Raw genomic sequence first — 20386 nt, 5'->3', positions numbered from 1 at the left:
ACCAGCCGGTGTGATATCTCTCGTCATGGCGTTGCTCTCCTTTGTGGAATCAGCACCCCGAGCCTACCGGCTCAAGGTGGGCAACGCCGACCTCTTCAGAAATTCAACAGAACCCGGGACATCCCCCGAGGAGTTCAAGCGCCGGATCAAAACCCAGACGGTACTGCCGTCGGCCGACACCGCCGCGATGATGTTCTGGGCGCTGCTCGCCTCGGGACAAATCAGCATACGCAAGGTCGATGGCTGGAACACCCTCGCCACAAAACCCACCGATCAGCCAATTGACCTCGCCGCCTGAAACGATAACTTCATGCCTCCCGGAGAATTCGCCAAGCCGAATTCCAACCGCATTCCGGACGGCACCTTAGCCGGTCCAATATGGGTGAGCCGCGCTATAATCCGAACCGCCAAAACTTCCTCCGCGGATCTATCGAACAGTTGAACTGCGGCGTTTCAGCGAATTCTGGCGGCGGGGAGAGATACTCTCTCGAGTTGCCGATGAGCACCCAAAAGAGAGAGACTGTGCGCTTCCGATGACCTTGCATTCGGGCTTGTTCTGCTTCTTACAGAAAATGTAACTTCGCGCGCGCCTACTCTCCCTTGGACATTGGCATACGCTGACCGCACAATCGGTAGAACCAGGGCGGGCGGCCAAGGCGTTGGACGAACTCACCGACCGTTTTGATACGGTCGCGGCGGTTGAGGGCGAGGCCTGAAGCGAGCACCCGCCATTGCGCTGGCGAAATAGTTGTGGCCGGCGCCGGTCTGAGATTTGCCTTGAGGGCTTCGTCGGCCGGCCACCGCGCATACGGGTGCTTGCCGGTCAGGCCCAGATACGCGACCACCGCGAGAGAATAGACATCGTCACTTTCCGCCCGTGACTCACCCATCAGCATCTCTGGCGAAGCATAAGCCGGTGTCAACAGTCCAATCTGATCCAGCAGAGCCGTGGCCCTGTCGCCTTGCGGACCGTCCAGCAGGATCACTGTCCCAAAGTCCACGATCTTGATTTCGCCCGTCGAGGTCATGAAGATGTTTCCCGGTTTGAGGTCGCCATGGACGATACCTAGGCTGTGCATGTGCGTGAGCCCCTGGCCGACGGCGTCGACGATATGAAAGCATACAGAGGGTGACAGCGGCCGTCCCCGACGATCGGCGAGGATATGCGCTAGCGAGCGGCCCCTTAAGAGCTCCATGACCATGTAATGGTACTCACCGTCGTAGTCGGAATCGTAGATCCGCACTAAGTTCCGGTGTACGAAGTCGCGCAAAAGCCGCGCCTCACCGTGCAGCAACTGCGCTAATTTCTGGCGCATCTTCGAATGCGGTTGGATGACCTTCACTGCGACTTCGGGATTTTGTTCACGGGCCCATAGGCCAATCCGATCAATCGCACGATAGACGGTGCTGGTGCCTCCCTCGCTAATGACCTCTACCAGGTCAAAACGACCGCCGAGCGGGTATCCCAAGAGGTCCCTGCTCACAATGCAGCGTCGCCAAAACGTTCGACGATCACAGTCATGAGGTCGGTTGCCTGTTGCGGAGGGGCACAAGGTTGGACCAGAGCGTCGACGACCAGCAATCGGTTGAGATCCAGATACGGGATTACCGTTTCGACGTGGTTGCGGCATACCGGAAAGCTATCGCGCAGCTTATTCCAGCCACCTGGCGACCAGCTAGCAGCGTTGCGGCCAAACCGACGGCTCATGCCAGCGTGCCGTCCGCAGCATTTGTCGCCTCTCTCGAAAAGTCAAAAACAGCTCTCACAGCGTTCCTGTTACAGACTATCTGGACATCGAAACGAACGAAGGACTATCGAGCTGAACGGATTGCTTACACTTTCCGCCCGCAGTTCATAGGTCACCTTAGGGCTGTCAGGTCCTCCGATCGTCATCCTGAAGCGGTCGGGACCGCCACGTGAGGACGGCCGTGACGCATCGATGAGACGGATCAGAGCCCAAGGGCCTGAGCGCTCAATTTTTTCCTCAGTTCCATCCACGTAAGTAAGGGTCACAGAGGCCGTACTTGCATCGGTTCGAGTCGGCCATTCGAGGTCGTAGGCGCGGGGCGCCTCGTGACGATAGACGATCTCCTTGCCATCGATGACAAAAGTCGCGCGCAGCAGTTTGGAAGCTAGATAGACTGGCTTTATGCTGAACTTCGCGGCCGGTGCGGAGCCAGAACCGCTGAAAAAGGATTTGCTAATCTCTCGCGCGCGCTTAAATTGAGCCAGGGCATCCGCGTGGATCGGCGCCGCCGCTCCGTCGATGGTCGCCAGCCCAAGGCCGGTCCTGCCATCGACGACAAATGGCGACAGGTATTTCTGATAGAAGTCATCGAGGATGCCGCCGGGTCGAAAGAGATCGCTGAAGTCCTTTAATGTTACGTCCTCGGTCGCTGCCGCGAACAATGGATAACGCTGGTAGACGCCAGCTTGGCAGACCGGCACCACTTCCCGCATCCAAACTGCATTGAGATGACCGTGCGCCTGTTGAAGCAAGAGCCTCCATATTGAGAGCGCGATGTCGTTCATGATCGTGCGGACCAACTCGGGTCGTAGCGCCGAGTCGGCGCGCAAGGTGCCGAAGGCATCGTTGTTCGGGTCCTTGAGGCGCCGCTGAACGAGCTGAAATGCGGCTTGGCCGGGATCCGGCGCAGTCGCGATATTGGCGACCGTTGCATACAGGCCGCCGAAAAGATCCCGGATGCGATCCATGCTGGCCGGCTTTCCAGAGGCCCCGGCTAGGCCGACTTGGATTAGAGGCCGGAAGGCTTCTGCGATCCGTGTTCCCGGCCACGGCCCATCGCCGAGTGCCGCAGAGAACACGCCGACCGTTGTCACACCAGCCGTGGCTGCGCTCTGCTCTCCGGGCGGTGGCAGGTCCGTATTGTCGCGCACGAGGGAAATGATCTGCTGCAGTGTGCTTTGCGGGCCGGCCAGCCCGCGCAGGATCAGCGAGGCGCGCTGCATATCGTCTAACTTGACGACCCGGACGCTGCTCAGCGCGTTTGTCCAAATGCGAATGTAATCGGCAACATAGCGATCGATGACCTTGCGCACGACCTGCTGTGTACCGGCGTCGCCGAACGAGCTGCCGGCAAGGACCCAGTCGCCGCTTTGCTCGGCTTGGACGATGAGTGGAACGTGCGGCAGCACGAAATCGATCAAACCAGCTCGTGTGAAGATGCCCGGGATGATCGCAGTGCCATCCGAATAAGGTGGCTCCTGCTGGCCGGTGGGGAAAACAGCCTGGGGCTTTAGCTCAAGCTGGCCAGGCACCAGTAGACTGACCAAGTCGATTGGCCGGAGCCGCGTGTTCTGAGCGCCGTCGCGCAAAAGCCTAGCGTAGATCTGCTCAACGAGCGGACGTTCCATCAGCCGCAAGCCCACCCCAATCACGAATTCCTGGTCATTCGTGATGGGCTTCGGCAGCAACTCGATGAGCCGTGTAAAATGCTCCTTCAGTTCGCCCGCTGATCTCGTATCGAGCGCAAACGCAAGCTCCACTTCATTGCGCGCAGTCTGTTCGACTTTGGCGCGATCGAAATGCCTCGGATCGCTCAGCATCAAATACGCGCGGAACATTTCCTTGGCTTGGTCCAGCAGACTATCATTGCCAGTACGCAATAGCGCGTCGATGCGAACGGCAAGCCTGCCGGCAAAAACCGGCAGCAGACGATCGACTAGAATTTGATCATAGGCTTGTTGCGCAGCTGGCACGAGCACTGGGGACGCCGAAATCCCGAGGCCGCCGAGCCAAGTGTACCAGGTGTTCTCTCCGGCAGCCAGACGCAGCCCGCGCGCGGCATTGAGGGTCGGCAAGAGTTGCTTCAGCTCCAGCGGCTTGCGTACTTCCTTGAGGCGCGCTTGCACTGTCTGTGCGGCTATTGTGATTTCTGCGATGCGCGCTTCGCTGTGAGCGAAGACGTCGTACCACTGCGTCAGCGCGGCTAGCGCCACCATGACTGCCGCGAAATACCCAGCACAGTGCACTATGGCGAGCTTGCGCTCGAGTTTGAGGTTGCGGCCGACCAGTCCCTGCTCGGCAAAGATCACTTCGGTTACCAACTGTTTGATGAAGAATGCCTTTCCAGGCCCAATTGCCGACGTAGGCAAGTCTGCGCGCAGACCGAAATTCCTTCTAATCGCACCGCTCATCCTCTCAATCGGCATTCCTCCCTGAGCAGCGCTTGTCAAGTAGATCCCGCGCAACATCGGTCGCACTTCGAAGCGGCTCGACCGAAAGACCTCGCTGACGAACCCGGCGACTTCGGTCCGGATGCTCCACAATTCTTTCGGGAACATATACGTCATTGCACGACGCTTGAGATTACGTTCGCCATGCATGCGAAACGACAATTTGCCCTCGAGCCGCTCGGCAAGTTCTTTGATCTCAAGGCTTACGATCTCCTCGATGTGATCGCCCGGCCCCTCGACAGGAAAGGTCCTGCCCAAGACCTGCGCGCGACCCCCATCGTCGAGATCGTCAAAATATTCAGTGAATCCAGGTACCAGATCACACTTCGTCACCACAACATAGACGGGAATGCGCATGCCACACGTCTTCAGAAGCTCCTGTATCCGCGAACGAATCGACTGGGCGAGCCGGCGCCGGTTTTCATTTCCCTTCAAGAGATCGGACAGGCTGATCGCAACCAAGATGCCATTGATCGGCCGCCGGCGTCGATGCATCGTGAGAAGATTGAGAAAGCCGTGCCACGCCGCACGATCGACCTCCGCATCTGTATCCTGGGTCGTGTAACGGCTTGGGGTGTCGATCAAGACTGCTTCTTCGGCGAACCACCAGTCGCAGTTTCGCGTGCCGCCGACGCCCGCTACCGGGTCGGCGCCGAGCCGCTCGAGCAGCGGAAATTCGAGGCCCGAGTTGCGCAGCATCGTCGTCTTGCCGGCGTCCGGCGACCCAATGATGATATACCATGGCAACTCGAAGAGATAGCTTGGTCCGCGTTTGCCGGCGAACACCGTATCGCGCAGGACCGTCAGGGCTTCCTCGAAGCGTGTACGGATCAGCTCAACCTCCTCCTGGCTGCGATTTTTAGAGGTCGTGACCAGGCCTTCGCTCTCCATCAGCGACTTGATCACCCGCCGGTTGGCACGGCGCGCCAGCCAATAGCGGACAAAGATGATGATGAAGACCACCAGGAAGAAGCAGGCGATTGTCGCGACGCGAACAGTCACCGAGTCGAACGGATGCTGACCAAACAGCTCAAGGTAAGGGGCGCCTGACCAGATGAACGCGTCGACCAGCAACAAGGCCATTAGCGTGATGATGCCTCGAATTGAGAAGAGTGCCGCGAATTGAGCGCCAAACATCTGCACCTCCCCTTTAGCGTAACCCAGACTGGCCGATCGAGACGAGCAGCTGCTCGAGCGGCGCGAGTTCGCCCGATAGGCACCAACGGGCGAAACTGTAGCCAATCAGCATGATAACGGCGGCGGCGACGAAGGTGATCCACAAGGGCACGTAGCGACGCAGGCCGGTACGTACTTCGATGCTGCGCCATCGGATCGACAGTTCGGCGGGTGGTGCGCTCATATAGTCCCGCAAGAGACGCTGAACGTCGGAACGCAGATCTTCGAGCCGCTCGCGGCCCTCTTCAGCCACGCGATACTTACCTTCGAACCCCATCAGCAAGCAGATATCAATAAGCTTAAGCAACGCGAGGTACTTGGCCGGCTTTGCCTGGACGCGCTTGAGTATCTCGAAGACCTTCTCGCCTCCCCAGGTCTCGTTGTGGAACTGGTTGAGCAAGCTGTTGTCACTCCAGGCGCTTTCACCGCCCCAGAGGGTGGTCATCACCGCCTCGTCCAGCAGCGCGCATATCAGGTAACAGGCGGTTCTTATATCGCCGGCGCCCGCTTGATGTTTGGCGGCCCGCTCCTCGAAGCGACGGATTTGCTCGACAATCCCGCGACGCAGTGCGCCGATATCGGCATTGTTGATGACACGAAGCTGCGCGACGATCGAAAGGAGCGGTGTCGCGGCCGCGACCAAGGCGTCCTCCACTGCCTTTGGTTCGAAGATATTTTGCGCAACGATCTCCGTATGGCCCTCTGCCCATACTTCGTCCGATTCAGATACAGGCAACGACGTGTGAGGACCTGTTGGGACCACGGCCTTCGGCGGAACCCAAGCACAAGGTTGCCCGCTTTGAATGTTACGGGTCGGACCAACGGGCCTGCGTCCAATGACGGTCGGTTCATCCATGTGTTTCGAGCTCATCACGCACGTTTCGCACGGATGGCCCAGAACTCGAGATGGAGATCCGAGTAGTCACCGCTAGCGTGGAAAGCAAAGGCCGCGGAGCCCTGCAGGGTACGCCACAGCTCCACCGACCGGTCCAGCTCGAAATAGACAGCATTCTGGATGTAAGGCAACTCGCGTGGCGCCACAGCGAGGGCACGAATCGGAACACCTGGGAGCTGAAGATTGACGAGATCGCGAATCTGCTCGACTGAGCCGACTTTCATCTGGGTCGGTAGCTGGTTACGCAAGGTCTCGCTTGGTACGCTTCCCACAGCGACGAGAACGAAACGAGCATCCTGGAACAAGGTCCGGTCGGTGATCAGGGCGACCAGGACGCCGTAGCCTCGATCCTGCAAGGGGAGCGATATTGCGGCGCTCTCGATCAGGACAGACAGCAGCTTGCGCAGAATATCAGCTAACGGCCTGAAGCAACTCTCGAGGTCCTCATGCCGATAGGGAGGCATCTCTTTCGGTTTGCGGCGGTCGCCAACGAAACTCGACAGCTGCCCTGCAAGGCCAAGCACTGCGCGGAAAAGGGCTTCAGGATGATGCCCACGTGTTGCTGCGAAGTGGTCGAACACGGCTTCTGCGCCGTTCACAATCGACAAAGTGACAAGATCAATCAGTCCCGCTCCGTCTGCCGTCGCGCGCGAGGGATCCGCGCGCGCAGCAAGCGCATCCGCTCGTGTCCGCAGCAGCGATCTGACCTCGTTCAGGAACGCGATGAGCGGCTGGACTGCGTGAATGTCGATGGCAGGCGGAACGTAGCTATCGGATAAAGTGATCGCGCCAGCCGGATCGATGTCGCGGATGCGGCAAATAGGCAGCGTGATCAGATCACCCTGCTCCTCGCCGTCGAACATGAGCTGTGTTTTTAGCGACTCAACCCTTATAGCGACAGGAGCCTTTTCCGGCGCGCTCGCATCCCGAACTTGCAAGACTTCCGGGTCGTGGCGGCGCGCAAGTGCATCCCCAGAAGCGACGTCGCTGCCGGACTGCCGGAGTGTACGCACTGCGAACTTGAGCAGGAGGTTTTTCGCCGTGGGCGGAGGATTCCGTCCGATCGGAAGGCCAACATGCTCCGGCACACGAATGGCCGTGCCGTCGGGCATAAGCGCATCAAGTTCAGTCAGGGCCACTTGGCCAAGCGCCAGAAGAGTACGATCAAAGGCAATTTTTCGAACGCCCCAGCCGTAGCCGACCAAACCAGCAACGCGGTTCTCCACTAGTTGCTCAATCCAGCGGTCGTATTGCTGAAAGTGGTGCGGCCGCACCAACATTCCTTCGGACCAGATCGGTTTGCTTGTTGCAGACACTATTTCAGGCGCCTCTTCGCTGAGTTTACAAAACGTGCATTTGCCCGGCGCGCGCTGCGATCACGACCGGTCCCTCAGAAGATTTTCCAAAAGCTTCGGCTAGCTTCCGCCTCAATGCTGACAGCCTGCGCAGTCACTTTGACCGAAACCTGGTTGTCACGATCGGGCTTGATTTCGGCAGTTGTGCGCCACTGCGCGGCGTTGCCCGAGCGAAAGCCGGCGATCACGCCCACGTTTCGAGTCTCGAGCGGCGCGTCGCGTTCGAAATCGACCTTTTCCCCAGGTGTCAGCTCGACCTCACGCCTAGCGACCAAATCGGCCCCGAGGCGTTTGGCGTCATCGTCGAACAGTTCAAGGAACTGTGCTTGCGTGAAACTGGCCGTCGACTTCAGCTCATAGATGCGGACAACAACCGGCGACGGTTTGCCGTGCGAGTTTGGATTGACGAACTCATCGGCCTCGATCACGAAGTTGATTGGCGTCGTCTTCGAGCTCTTATCAGTCGAACAACTGCTAGCCACAGCAGCCACCAGCAATGCACCGCCGACGGTAGACAACCACTGAACTGTGCTCGACTGCGCCATTAAGCCGTCTTCCCCGCATTCTGGCCTGGCGCGGAGAATTGCGAGTCGTACCTCCTAGCAAACTCTTCAGCGATATAGGAGCGAGCAGTTCGGTCAATGTCACTGACCATGGATGCGTGCAGTTCCACGAATCTGTCCCACAACTTGGCCTTATTGACGCGTGCCCCGAAAGTCCCGCTATTTGCATCGTCGCTCTCGATGCGCTGAGGACTCATGCGTGTTAGCACATTGCTGACCGCCCCCCTCATCGCCGCTATCGCCGCTGCTTCGTGCGCCTTGATGTCGTCGAAGCCCGCGCGCACAGACGCGGAGAGCAGCAGGAACCCGTGATCCTTGGCGAGCGCCTCGCGCAGGGCGTGAGGACTCTTCATGAATTGTAACGCGTTGTCGCTCCCAGCGCGCGTCCGCATCGCCCCTATTTGGCACTCATTCTGGACCGTGGCCCACGCCGCCAGTATCGAATGCAGGCCGTTCGCCATCTCGGCGATGGAACGGCCGAGTTCGGCAAAGAACTCTTGAGGCTGCGCCGCTGGCACGAGGTCCGCGTTGAATCCGAGCGCGTTCCAGAACGCCTGCAGTTCGTCCGCGTCGGATCGCGAGGCCACCGGCAACGGCGGAACCCTGCTCCTCGCATTGCTCACCTCGGGAGCGGCGAGCACGCGTAGCGGAGCAGCTTCCGTCACGCACGCCAGTCGATCAAGGTCCCACTCATCGAGCGAGGGCGACTTTGAGCCGGGATCCTGTATTTTCCGCAGGTCATTCGTCGGAGGAGCGACGGGCTTCCGGCCGACGTGCAAAGCTTTATCGACACACAAATTTGGTCGCCGCAATGGCCCCAATCGCATTCGGCACGAGGGCGCTCCCGGCAGCAGATCGGTAAGGTCGAGGTCCTCAGGAATGATTGACCCAGGTTGACCATTCTCCGGTGCACAATTTTTGTCCGAGAGCGCCCGTGGACGCGGATTCGATGGCTCGACGAGCGGCGGGGCCGCCGACGATAAGGGAAGTACTGGAAGTTTGCCGGACGGCGCACCCAACGGATGCACGTTCGCGGTGGTCGCGCTCGACGGCCGCTGCGGAACATCTGGCAGCAGATTCGGCTCGACAGAGCCAGTCTCCTTGGCAAGCGTCTCGTCTGCAGGCAAGCACAACGGGTCGGTGGGTTGTGTCGAAACGACAGCTTTCGGCTTGCGTTCCGCAGCGGAACAGGAGGACAATGTGGTGTTAGCAGGCGTCATTAGCGCACCGGGTTGAACATTCGCTACGCCGGTTGACTTATGTACTGTCGGACATTCTTGGGCGAGCAAAGGAGACCGCGACGTCCCTGTTACACCTCGTAGACGCACTGCGTTCGAGCCCGTCAGCCCAAGCCGTTGACGTTCCTCGATAGGATCGTTCTCGATCATGACAGAGATGATGTAATTCGCCATGTAGAGTGTATCGCCATCGGCCAACGGTGCTGTATTGCCACGTCCTAACGGCGCGTCAACGGTGTTGATATAGACTCCATTGGTGCTGGTGTCGGTGATGATGAAGCCGATGCCACTAAATGCGATCAGTGCATGACGCGCTGACAGCGTGTTGGTTTGATCGGGAAGCTGCCAGTTGCAGCCAAGCCCGCGCCCCAGGCAGCCACCTTCTGGTCCAAACGCCTGTCTAGCGTTACGACCTAGTGGTTCAGCGTGCTCTCCGACGATTTCCAGTATGAGATGCATTCAGTCCCTCAGGCTCGCTCACCCCGCGCACATCAATATCCGAGTGTCGCTTTAGACTTCGGTGCAGCACCAACCTTGAGGCCATCTGTTCCGCACCAGTGTTCTTGAGCTGATTGACTGGTTGGGGCGCGTTTTGTGCAGGAAGAGCGACGATCTTTCTCCTGCGCTCTCCGAGCCCGTGGATGCATTCTCTCTCAGGATCGAGGCACGCGGCCCCTGAGGACGGATGAGCATCGCTCGTCTTACGCATCTGCGCCTCAGCCAAACAGTGTTGCCGGATCTCAAAAGCAACGGTCGTGCCAATGACGTGCCGTCAATTATGCGACTGATTAGTGCCGAAAACCCTTGATTCGGCCAAAGGCGGCAGATGTTCTCAACCCGACAGAAGCGTTGCAGCTGTCAGATACTGGACATGTCTCAACCGTAACCGGTATGAGCTCCCACGTCTGCGGCGATCAGGGGGCGCGTGCGTAGCGGATGAGCTATCGCCGAAAGTTGGTGACGGCGGGAATCGGGAAGGCGGCATATCGTGGGGGTGCTTGACGCCTCCACTTCTCCACCAAAGGAGCGATATGCCGTGCCCAACGATAAGGTCATCGCGGGTGTCAGATTCAACGACGGCATCGAGGTCATCCAAGTGCCGGCAAACCACGCCGCCTGATCACCTCGTCACCCAAAATCCCGCATAGCTCCCATTGCGCAAGTAGCAGCCGCAACGCTATCCACGCACGAGCCTCACGGCGGCTGATCCTCGTGGAGTTGGGCCGAGCCGCGAACAAGACCTGACCGGTGCAACCGCTCGGCCACCGACGGGGCGCTCGAGTTGCTCGAGTTCTGCTCTGGATGCGCAAGACACTCAAGGACAATTACATAGAGTAAGGCTTCCGGCTCCATTGTGCGGGTCGATCCATGTACTCCAGCCCAATTCTGCTTCGCCCAGAGTCCATTCCGGTGTCTGCCCGGCCGCTAATTCTAGCTGGAGATCCCATGCCAAAGGCTCGCGCAGAACGACGTTGATCAGACCGCAAAGGAGCGCGTGGCTCTCGCGACCGGGCAGCAGCAACCGAAACATCTTCTGGTCGACCGGGCCGAGGCATACTCGAAATTTGCCCATCAAATCCGGCATGGTCTCGCCAGCAAGAGTGTCAATGCCAAGCTCAAGACCAGGCCGGCCAAGGCGCCACTGCGCCTCCTGTGGAATGTCGATCTCGCGCCAGATGAATTCCTCGACCCGCGCCGAGATATTCAGATGGATAGAAATCACTCCGGCTAGAAGCTTGGCCGACCGGCTGCACAATGCAAGGACACCGGCATGTGGCAGCAGCCGTGCGCGCCATTCCCGTTCGTTAGCTGTGTTTTGGCCGGGCATGAAGCCAAAGAGCGCACCAATCAGCACCGAGATCGCGTCGGTTGCACCCTCCTCGAACCGCAAATGGTGGCGGTAGTGCCGCCAGATCCGCAGCAGGAGGCCAATCAGACGGTGATTGAAAAGATCAAAAAAGTCTCCGAGCGCCCCCGTGCCGTCCGCGTGCATGACCCGTTCGGTGTAGAAGGCCGGCAGCGGCGAGGAGGGGCCGTGCAGCCCGAGGAAATTGACAGTTACCTCCACGCGCTCGCCGGCGGCCTTGACCCGTCTGACTCCCGCGATTTCTTCGGCAGGAAATCCAAGCGTCGGCGCCGCACGAAAGCGTACCGCCTCACGCTCGGGATTGTCTGTGGATCCGATCGGGGGAGCGTCGCTGAAGCGCCGCTCGAGAAGCGCGGCGAGCGAGAAGAACCCGAACGCCGAAAGCTCTTCGAGTTCATCGAGCGCGCTCAGAACGGGGTGATCGATCCGAGTCTCGCTGGCCATGCGTAGTGTGCGTTGCTTTCCGTGCCCCGGACCGAAAACCGGTGCAGCATGTTGATGCCGGCGAAGGTCGCGAAGAAGGCGTCGAGCACCGAACCCAACAAAAACAGTTCGCCCTCACTACCGATCTTGCTTTCGACCAGGGCCAGTTCAATATTTCGCATTCGGATCGGAGTGCTGCGCACCACGTGATCGGTGTCGGTGGTCACGAACTGGTCCAGGCCTTCGAGCAGCAACTCCAGGCGCCGACGCGCCTGAACGTCGTAGACTGCACGGAAGTCGTAGCTGCCAAGGATGGTCCGCAGTGTCTCGACGTTGTCCATGGCACCGTAGTTGCGCGCCAAATTGGCCGTCAGCCGCCGCAATAGGCCGTCATTGATCGGTGGCGGAACCTCTGGAACGACCGTCGTGATATTGGAGAAGGTGACCGCGCGAGGCGTATCAGAGGTCGGCAGATCCACTGCACCGACCGGCAACCGGTCGGCGATGGGTCCGTTAGAGCAGGTCAATTGCAGGGATGCGACGTCGATGGGCGGATGCTGGCATATGTCAAGCCGGTCAACGAAACTCACATAGTGATCGACGCTCCGGCCGACTACCGCCGGCCGGATACGCTCGCGAAAGTAAGCGCGGTTGGGCTCGGCGCCGGGCAGATCGTGGCGTAAGAGGTCGAAGGGCTCAAACTCGGTGCGTTCCGGGCGGCCTTGCACATAGCCCGTCACCCGGTCAACGGAACGGATGCTGAAGTTCGGCCCACCGGAGGCAAGTACCCGGTGTTCGGTCTTTGTCCGCTCCAAGCGGATCGGCGAGGCCTCGTGGCTGAAGACGTTGATTGCTGGCGTGCAATTCAAGCGAATCTGGCCCTTGCCCACGCGCAAGTGAACGGGGAACGGCCGCTGCAACTCAAGGCTGAGCCTGCATTCCGTCTCTGCGTGGGTTCCTACCGGTTCGAGACCAGACAGTTCGAGGTAGAGAAACTTCGATGGATAATTCAGATACTCCTGAATGATCCGGAATCCTGAGAAGCCGTTGCGCGGCCAGGGCAAAACCGCCTCGTCGTCGCTGAACCCGATTGGTGTGATCTTTGCGGGTCTGATCGTGACAACTTGTCGATCCGCCACCGTGACAGTTGCCTGCGTGACATGCCGGCACAGCCAAGTCAACAGATAGCGCCCCACCTGTGGCTCTCGCTCCGTCGAGAAGAAGAGGCGGAGCCGACCATCCCTAAGACATGACAGGTTTTGCTGGCCAGTTGCCTTGATTACCAAGCTAAGTCGAGCCGAATCCGTCCGGTTCTCGAGCTGAACATCGCCAATCTCCAGCGGCAGCACGTTGACTGGATAGCAGGTGACGAACGTGCAGTTCGTTCCCTCAATTGGACGCGAGCGAACGGTCGTGCCGGCCGGTACGTTCAGGCTCACGGCGCACCCCGATGGCTTCACGGCAAAGGCGAGCGTGGTAGTGGGCGGCAGGGGCTGAAGATATTGCGGCCAGACCATCCGCAACAGGCCGTGGACGAATTCGGGAAACTCGTTGTCGAGCTTCTGGCGCAGCCGCGCGACAAGGAAGGCGAAGCCTTCCAATAGCCGCTCTACGTCGGGATCAGTGGCGTCACGCGCGAGAAATGGCGCAAGCTTCGGATTGGCTAAAGCGAACTCAGCGCCGAGCTCGCGCAAATAGGACAGCTCATCTTCGTAATAAGGATTGAGCGCCACCGCTTCAGCCCCTCACCTGGACATGCTTCTCGAAGATCGCATCGAATGCAACAGGCTCCATTTGGTCGTTATAATTGAGCGCCGCCTTGACGTGGAAACTCAGCTGTAGCGGGTTGTCGGGATCGGCATGAAAGCGGATCAAAACATTCTTCAAGCGCGGCTCAAATGTCTCGATCTGCTGCTTGAGCGAACGTGCGAGCGCACGCACCGCGTCGGCTCCCTGCCCCATCGCATCGTTGAGGTCGGGCATGCCGAAGTCCCGCCGTGTTTCGCAGCAGCCCTGGCGCGAGTTCAAAACCCGACGTAAGTTTTCCAGGACGCTAGCCCGGAAGCGGTCGAACGACCCCCGATTGGTCACCGTCCCGTCCTCCAAGCGCTCCATAAGGCTGCGGTCGAACATCGCCTACACCTCTACTGTTTGTCGAGCTTACCCTTGAGGGTCAAAGCAAACTCCGCGCCCATGTACTTCAAATGTGGAACGACGGCGATGCCGACGCGATACCAGCCCGGTTCACCTTCCACGCCCTCGACGATGATTTCCGCCTTTCGCAAAGGCCGCCTCGAGCGTACCTCCGCCGACGGATTCTCCTGGTCGGCGACATACCGGCGGATCCAGTTGTTCAGCTCGCCTTGCAGCTCTTCCCTGCTCTTCCACGAGCCGATGTTCTCGCGCTGCAACACTTTGATGTAGTGCGCGAACCGATTGATCACGAAGATGTAAGGCAGTTGGCTGCCGAGCTTATAGTTGAGCTCGGCCGTCTTGCCTTCCGGAGTGTTACCGAAATACTTCGGCTTCTGCACAGAATTTGCCGAGAAGAACGCCGCATTGTCAGAGCCCTTGCGCATGGTCAACGCGATGAAGCCCTGCTCCGCAAGCTCAAACTCGCGCCTGTCCGAGATCATGACCTCCGTCGGCACCTTCGTCTGTAATTGCCCCATCGCTTCATAGGTATGCAGATTGAGGTCCTCAACCGCCCCACCCGACTGGGGGCCGATGATGTTCGGACACCAGCGATATTTGGCGAAGCTTTCGGTTAAGCGCGTCGCGAACGCAAAAGCGGCGTTCCCCCAGAGGTAATTGTCGGTTTCTCCGTCTGAGGCTTCCTGGTAATTGAAAGTCTTCACCGGAACCGTCTCCGGCCCATAAGGCAGGCGCAGCAGGAAGCGCGGCAGCGTCAGTGCGAAATAGCGAGCGTCCTCGCTTTCGCGGAAGGAATTCCATTTGGCGTATTTTGGTCCCTCGAACACCGATTGCAGGTCCTTCAGACCAACGATCTGTTCATGATGTTCGACGCCGAACATTCCGGGCGCAGCGGACGCAATGACTGGTGCATGCGACATGGCGGCTACCGCGCTCATGTACCGCATGAGCTTAACATCCTGGCTGCCACTGCCAAACTGATAAGCCGATATCATGGCCGCCACAGGCTGCCCGCCGAATTGGCCGTACTCCGCGGTGTAGGCGTGCCTGTACAGACCGGACTTGACGATCTCCGGGCTGTCTTCGAAATCAGTCAGCAGTTCGTCCTTGCTGACGCTCAGAAGTTCCACCTTGATGTTCTGCCGGAAGTCGGTGCGGTCGACCATGAACTTAAGCCCACGCCAGGCCGACTCTAGGCGTTGGAACTCGTCGGTGTGCAGCACGCGGTCGAGCTGAGCCGAGATTTTGCGATCGATCTCCGCGATCATCTGATCGACGAGCCCGTTGTTGACCTGCTCGTCTGTCCGATTCGGTTTGATCAGCTCGGCGAGGAAAGCGGCGACTCCCCGGCGGGCGAGGTCGTACCCCTCGTCGCGCGGAGTAATCTTGGTTTCGACGAGGACCTGATCCAGCAGCGAAAGGTCAGCGGTCGTGATGGCGACTTCGGCTGGCTGCTGAGCGCTTCTGTCGGTCATAGCGCCCTTGCTCCTCAAACAGTTCGTTGATCCGCTCACTCGCTCTTGCTGGTGAGCTCGTTTAAAAGCCGCGGCCGCGCGCCGTGGTCTTCGAGCAGATTCTGGATGGCTTTGCGAAAACCGGGCACGTTACCGAGAGGGCTCTTCAGGGCGATTAAGGCCGCGCGCAATTCGGTCAACGCATGCAGTTCGGGGATTTGCTCTACGACACACTCCGGTTCGAAGTCCTTCAGGCTCTCAAACTTCAGCGACACCGACAGCTTGCCGGCCTCTAGCTGGTCGTCGAGCCCGTTCTCAGCGGAGATCTGGAGTGTCAGTTCCTGGCTTTTGACAACCTCGTTGAAATTGTCCTTGTCGATGCTGACGAGCTCTCGCTCCTCAATCGGGCGGTCATCGGCCCGTCCGGTGAAGTCGCCCAAGACCAACAATTTGAGCGGCAGCTCGACGTCCGCCGTGAGGTTGCCGGTTGCCGGCTTGAAACGGATATTGATGCGCTCCTTCGGCGCGACCGAGCTTTCCTGTGCCATATTAGCTCCCTTTAAGAGTTTGTTCCTGACAAGATCAGCTAGCGACCAAGTTGGTTCGCGCGTGCGATGTCGATGCCTGCGACCCGCATTCGGATTTTCCCGAGCGCGGTGCGACGGCTAGGCTCGTCAATCATCTGCTGCGAATCGGAATGGGTCATCGCGCGAAAGCGCAATTCGGCAACATCAACCACCAGCGCGGGCTCCCAGCTTTCGAGGTTGCGCTCGGCGACCAGCTCTTCCATGTGCTCCAGCAGCGGGATGGCGGTCGTGACGAAGCCGGTTTCGATGCAGAAACGTGCTTGCGCAAGCTGGCCTACGAACCGCGCTCGTTCCCCACTCACGCCATTCAGCGCACGGGACAGCTTGTCGAGCACAGCCTGCGGCTCCCCGCCGCCGATGAGCCTGTGTGCCTCGGCAACCGCCTCGTCGACAGCATCCCGGCCCGGCGACACGTCCGCACCACCCGCGGCCGCCCAAGCACGCGTCTCGTCGTCTGCGAAAGGCCGGCCGTCATTAAACTGAAGCTCGAGGATCCGCGGATAGCGAATGGCCAGCAGAGCAACGCCCGCGCGCACCATCGCGGCCGCCGGCTCAAAGAGCGGCCCCATTTGTTCCATCGCGTTGGCGGCGTGCCGGTGAGCATCGAGCCAGAACGGAGCGGTCCAGACGATCTCTTCGACCGAATTCACGACATCGGCATGCCGACCGGCCGCCACGTCCGCTTCCAACGCTGCGATGTTATCGGCGGGCGGACATATTGTCGTGCGGCCACCCGTGTCGGGCGGCAGCGCGTCAAAGCGCATCCACGAGCCGACGCGAGCGAACAGATAGATCTTCGGGTCTGTGGGGGATGTGACGCGACGGACGGCCGCAGCTTGCCGCAGCATATCAGGCAAGCGCTCGATAAAGCCGGCCCAGTCGCCATCGGAAGTGGCCGTTAGCGCCGCCTCCACTGCGGCCGATTGAGCACTCTCAACCGGCGGAATGGATACTGCCGGTGCCACCGCGGCAGCTTGGGCGGCCGCCTTAGTCGCACGTTCCGCCGCTGCGGCGATCGCTCGCTTGGCCTGATCGTAATGCGGTTGCAGTGCGCTCAGTAACTCGCCCGACGCGACTTGCTCCTTGACCAGCTTCTCGCGCAATTGGCCATCGAGATCATCGAGCACCTCATAGGCGGCGAGCACTGCCGGATAGTCCGCTTCAGTTGGCGCATTCTCGGCCACCTCTGGTCCAACGCGACCCAAGAGCCAATTGATCGCTGCGACCCGCGCCCGCTCCCGCCTGATCGGCGGAAAGAGCCCCTCCCAATGCGCGTCCACCATGCCGCGCAAAACGCCTAAACCGACGGCAAGACCCTGGTATCCTCTGGTCCGAAACAATCCATAGCTCGCCCAACACGCGACCAAAATGTCCTTTGACTGGTTCGACAGGATATGGAGTGACAGTGTACTGACTTTGCTCCAATCAACTGCAGCTGGTCCGTCGGCATCCATGCGCCGCACCTCGGCTTCGAGCTGCTCAAATTCGGCCGCATCACGGACGTTCACGCTGGCGGGCGCGGAGCCTGGAACAGGCGCAGCACTGTGGCGCGCACGTGCATCGATGTTGTCTCGAACCACGATCCAAGAGTCAATCACCGTGATAGGACCCGCATTGCGACAGATCGCGGCACTGGGAAAATCAACGTCGTACCCGTCGCACACAATGAGCCGACGGGCGACACTGTTGTAACCATCACGACCCCTCCTTACAGGCGCTGCTGGATGACATCCCCCCTTCAAGCCTTGTGCCAACTGCAATGGCTTGATTTGCAAGGGCGAGTTTTCTCAAATCGAAGGCGCCATGGCTCCGGCACATGTTGCAAACCCGACATCAGAGCGTTGGCAGTGGCTCTTGGGTCGGCTCAGTCATCGGCCTGAAGGAATCTTGGGTCGGACAACCCGCGCCACGTGCGCTCGCAAAGTTCGCAACAAGATGAGATGAGGATTTTTCATGGACGTCGATGTTTCGTCTCTGGAACATCACTTTTCGTACTCTACGTTAAGTGCGCGTCCGGCTTGAGATGCAGCAGTATTGGGTGACGGCTCAAGCGTGCGTTTTCGTCCCTATCGGAGCGAATTATAAAAGATGGTGAACCTGGGCGTAGAATAATCCTCAGCTGATAGCACTGAGCGCACGGGTGAGCCTCTCCCTGAATCGCACTTTTCGGCTGCCGAGGCTCACCGTGGCTTCAGTTCTGTTCCGCAGCAGATGCGCTCTCAAACGCAGGATTCGCTGGCGTCCTCCTCCGCATGGATCGGCGGGACAGAGACTCGTCCTGCTCGTAGCACGTACGGTGATCACGGTTGTAGCGCCAAAAGGCGCTTTCCACGTCAAATCCGCGAGGGACCAAGGCCGACGGACGTAGGGCTCGCTGCATGGTACTGATTCCTTCGTGAAACCAACGCGAGCCGTTGCTTGAACTTCATCAACAGGGAGTCAGAGCCTTATTGCAAACGATGACGTAATTGCGGTCGGCACCTGCGGCTCGAAAAGTCCGCTATCTTCAAACCTTCCGCAATCTCGCGAATCGGAGGGGACTATGAAGCAATATGTTGGGCTGGACGTCTCGCAAAAGGAAACGTCGGTATGCGTGGTCAACGAAGTGGGTCAGGTCTTGTTCGAGGGAAAGGCCAAGTCCGACCCGGGGGCGTTGACGGCACTGCTTCGCAAGCGGGCGCCACAGGCGGAGCGCATCGGATTTGAGACCGGGGCGATGGCGAGTTGGCTATGGCATGAACTTCGTAGGGTTGATCTTCCGGTGGTCTGCATCGACGCGCGTCATGCCCACGCGACTTTGTCGGTACGGATGAACAAAAGCGATCAGAATGATGCTCGAGGGTTGGCCGAACTGGTGCGGGTCGGCTGGTATCGAGAAGTCAAAGTCAAGAGCGAGGAAAGTCAGAAAATACGCGCGATACTTGTCGCGAGATCTCGGCTCGTGGCTATTCGTCGAGACATCGAGAACCAGGTCCGCAGTCTAATCAAAGAATATGGCTTACTCTTCCCGCGCGCGATCGGAATGCGATTTCAAAATCAGGTCTGCGAACTATTGGGCGAAGATCATCAGCTCCTCAGTGTGATCACCCCGCTGCTGTCGATCCATGAACAGATCTGCAAGCAACAGAACAACTTCGACATTGAAGTCCGCCAGTTGGCGAAGGCGGATGAGACGACGCGCTGCTTAATGACGGTTCCCGGTGTCGGCGTGGTGACGGCGTTGACCTTCCGCCATACGATCGATGACCCGTCGCGCTTCAGATCAGCATCGAGTGTCGGCGCCTATCTCGGTCTCACACCTCGGCGCAACCAATCTGGCGAAACCGACATCAACGGCAAGATATCACGTTGGGGCGACCGTCTTCTCCGAACCTACGTGTTTGAGGCCGCGACCGTGCTACTTTATCGAACTAAGAAATGGTCTTCCCTAAAGGCTTGGGGCATGAAGCTCGCCAAGAGGATTGGCATGAGGAAGGCAAAGGTCGCCATCGCCCGAAAGATCGCCGTAGTTCTTCACTGCATTTGGGTGGACGGCACATCGTTCGACTGGGGTCTGGTAAAGGAAGCCTGACCGATCTTGTAGTGCCTGGTCCGGTCCGCCGGACTGGCGATGTCCCGCTGGGACGGTGTTGTGGCGACCTCGGTCAATCGGCTGGTGACGGCTTGTCCGTACTCCGCTGCAGACGTTGAGGCGCCCGGCCCGGACATCATCATGAGGCGCTGAGCGACCTCGGAAAGGACCATGACCCCCAGCGAAGACATCAACAGTCCAAACGATCCATGCCTGGCCGGCAAGCACATATCAGCCGCGCCCGCGCCGTCTCCGCAACCCGGAACAGCTCCGACGGCGCGAGCACTACCACCGTGCCATTGGCGAGTTCAGAAATGCATGCTTGACACCAAACTGCAATTAAAGGGCGAACGACAGCGAAGCGGAGGCGCGTGACTTGTGTCGGCGCCGGAAGCGAGGTTTGCGGAATGCGGGCTACGGCTGCATCCGGAAAAGACCAAAATCGTATGTTGCAAAGACGCCAATCGCCCTGGCGCCTATCCCGAGTAGTCGTTCGAGTTTTGTGGTTATACCCTTCGGGCGAGGGTGGCGAACAATCGACAGGGGATGCAGTTCGCCTCATTCAGCCCCGGCCGTCAGCAAGAAGGCCGGACAACGGATGCGGCATCGCGTGCGCAGGTGGCGGCTGCATCAGGCGCTCGGGTAGCGCACGCCTGATGCAGTGCCCGCGGCAACAGGGCCGCCGGTTGTGGACATGATGGCGCCGCTGTGTGCCCACAACCGCAATAACAGCAGACGATAGCCTTGTTGGCAGGATAAAAGCAGAAGGAGCGTTCAGTTTGCAACTAACAACTCGGTTCAAGCAGTCGCGCTATGCGGGTCCGTTACTAGCATTACAGTTGCTTTTGTTGCGGGCTTCTGAATCCATGGGCAACCATGATTCGAATGTCGTGGGCGCGGGCCGC

At 59.3% G+C, this 20386-nt stretch carries 15 protein-coding genes and 1 pseudogene; 3 read left to right on the top strand and 13 right to left on the bottom strand.

Translation table 11 applies throughout. The annotated features are described in order from the left end of the window. Positions 1 to 298: pseudogene (locus AC0L30_RS40590) on the top strand (hypothetical protein); the annotation flags it as partial. 292 nt (positions 299 to 590) lie between these two features. Here the strand turns inward: AC0L30_RS40590 and AC0L30_RS40585 are convergent. From AC0L30_RS40585 to tssA, 13 genes are all read right to left on the bottom strand, one after another. Further along, positions 591 to 1469: a serine/threonine protein kinase gene (locus tag AC0L30_RS40585; protein WP_473406609.1), complete on the bottom strand. Its 879-nt coding sequence runs from the start codon at positions 1467 to 1469 to the stop codon at positions 591 to 593. Positions 1470 to 1480: 11 nt separating this feature from the next. Continuing rightward, on the bottom strand, positions 1481 to 1708 hold the full coding sequence (locus AC0L30_RS40580; protein WP_473406608.1) for a hypothetical protein: 228 nt from the start codon (positions 1706 to 1708) through the stop codon (positions 1481 to 1483). 69 nt (positions 1709 to 1777) lie between these two features. Continuing rightward, positions 1778 to 5335, bottom strand: coding sequence for a type VI secretion system membrane subunit TssM (gene tssM, locus AC0L30_RS40575; RefSeq protein WP_473406607.1), 3558 nt, complete (start codon positions 5333 to 5335; stop codon positions 1778 to 1780). 13 nt (positions 5336 to 5348) lie between these two features. Continuing rightward, positions 5349 to 6230, bottom strand: coding sequence for a type IVB secretion system protein IcmH/DotU (gene icmH / locus AC0L30_RS40570; RefSeq protein ID WP_473406606.1), 882 nt, complete (start codon positions 6228 to 6230; stop codon positions 5349 to 5351). A 14-nt stretch (positions 6231 to 6244) separates the two neighbouring features. Then, on the bottom strand, positions 6245 to 7585 hold the full coding sequence (gene tssK, locus AC0L30_RS40565; RefSeq protein WP_473406605.1) for a type VI secretion system baseplate subunit TssK: 1341 nt from the start codon (positions 7583 to 7585) through the stop codon (positions 6245 to 6247). A gap of 74 nt (positions 7586 to 7659) precedes the next feature. Further along, positions 7660 to 8169: a type VI secretion system lipoprotein TssJ gene (tssJ, locus tag AC0L30_RS40560; RefSeq protein WP_473406604.1), complete on the bottom strand. Its 510-nt coding sequence runs from the start codon at positions 8167 to 8169 to the stop codon at positions 7660 to 7662. Then, positions 8169 to 9884 (bottom strand): type VI secretion system-associated FHA domain protein, encoded by a 1716-nt coding sequence (locus AC0L30_RS40555; protein WP_473406603.1) that lies wholly within the window; start codon positions 9882 to 9884, stop codon positions 8169 to 8171. The genes tssJ and AC0L30_RS40555 overlap by 1 nt, the downstream gene beginning before the upstream one ends. A gap of 856 nt (positions 9885 to 10740) precedes the next feature. Beyond that, positions 10741 to 11736 (bottom strand): type VI secretion system baseplate subunit TssG, encoded by a 996-nt coding sequence (gene tssG, locus AC0L30_RS40550; RefSeq protein ID WP_473406602.1) that lies wholly within the window; start codon positions 11734 to 11736, stop codon positions 10741 to 10743. After that, positions 11700 to 13448 (bottom strand): type VI secretion system baseplate subunit TssF, encoded by a 1749-nt coding sequence (gene tssF / locus AC0L30_RS40545; protein ID WP_473406601.1) that lies wholly within the window; start codon positions 13446 to 13448, stop codon positions 11700 to 11702. Before tssF ends, tssG begins: the two co-directional genes overlap by 37 nt. 4 nt (positions 13449 to 13452) lie before the next feature. Then, entirely contained in the window at positions 13453 to 13848 is a 396-nt protein-coding gene (tssE, locus tag AC0L30_RS40540) for a type VI secretion system baseplate subunit TssE (RefSeq protein ID WP_473406600.1), read from the bottom strand. A gap of 11 nt (positions 13849 to 13859) precedes the next feature. After that, positions 13860 to 15383 carry a type VI secretion system contractile sheath large subunit gene (gene tssC / locus AC0L30_RS40535; protein ID WP_473406599.1) on the bottom strand — a complete coding sequence of 508 codons (1524 nt, stop codon included), beginning with the start codon at positions 15381 to 15383 and terminating at the stop codon, positions 13860 to 13862. Continuing rightward, the gene (gene tssB, locus AC0L30_RS40530; RefSeq protein ID WP_473406598.1) at positions 15380 to 15871 is read right to left on the bottom strand and encodes a type VI secretion system contractile sheath small subunit; all 492 of its coding nucleotides are present in this window, start codon (positions 15869 to 15871) and stop codon (positions 15380 to 15382) included. The genes tssC and tssB overlap by 4 nt, the downstream gene beginning before the upstream one ends. Positions 15872 to 15909: 38 nt before the next feature. Then, positions 15910 to 17490, bottom strand: a complete 1581-nt coding sequence (gene tssA, locus AC0L30_RS40525; RefSeq protein WP_473406597.1) for a type VI secretion system protein TssA — start codon at positions 17488 to 17490, stop codon at positions 15910 to 15912. A gap of 962 nt (positions 17491 to 18452) precedes the next feature. Between tssA and AC0L30_RS40520 the strand changes: the two genes are divergently transcribed. Continuing rightward, positions 18453 to 19481 carry an IS110 family RNA-guided transposase gene (locus AC0L30_RS40520; RefSeq protein WP_473406596.1) on the top strand — a complete coding sequence of 343 codons (1029 nt, stop codon included), beginning with the start codon at positions 18453 to 18455 and terminating at the stop codon, positions 19479 to 19481. A 710-nt stretch (positions 19482 to 20191) separates the two neighbouring features. Then, a partial coding sequence (locus AC0L30_RS40515) for a hypothetical protein (protein WP_473406595.1) occupies positions 20192 to 20386 on the top strand: 195 nt, incomplete at its 3' end.

This window comes from Bradyrhizobium sp. MI1.11, assembly GCF_055811255.1.
This window is presented reverse-complemented; position numbering and strand designations above follow the sequence as displayed.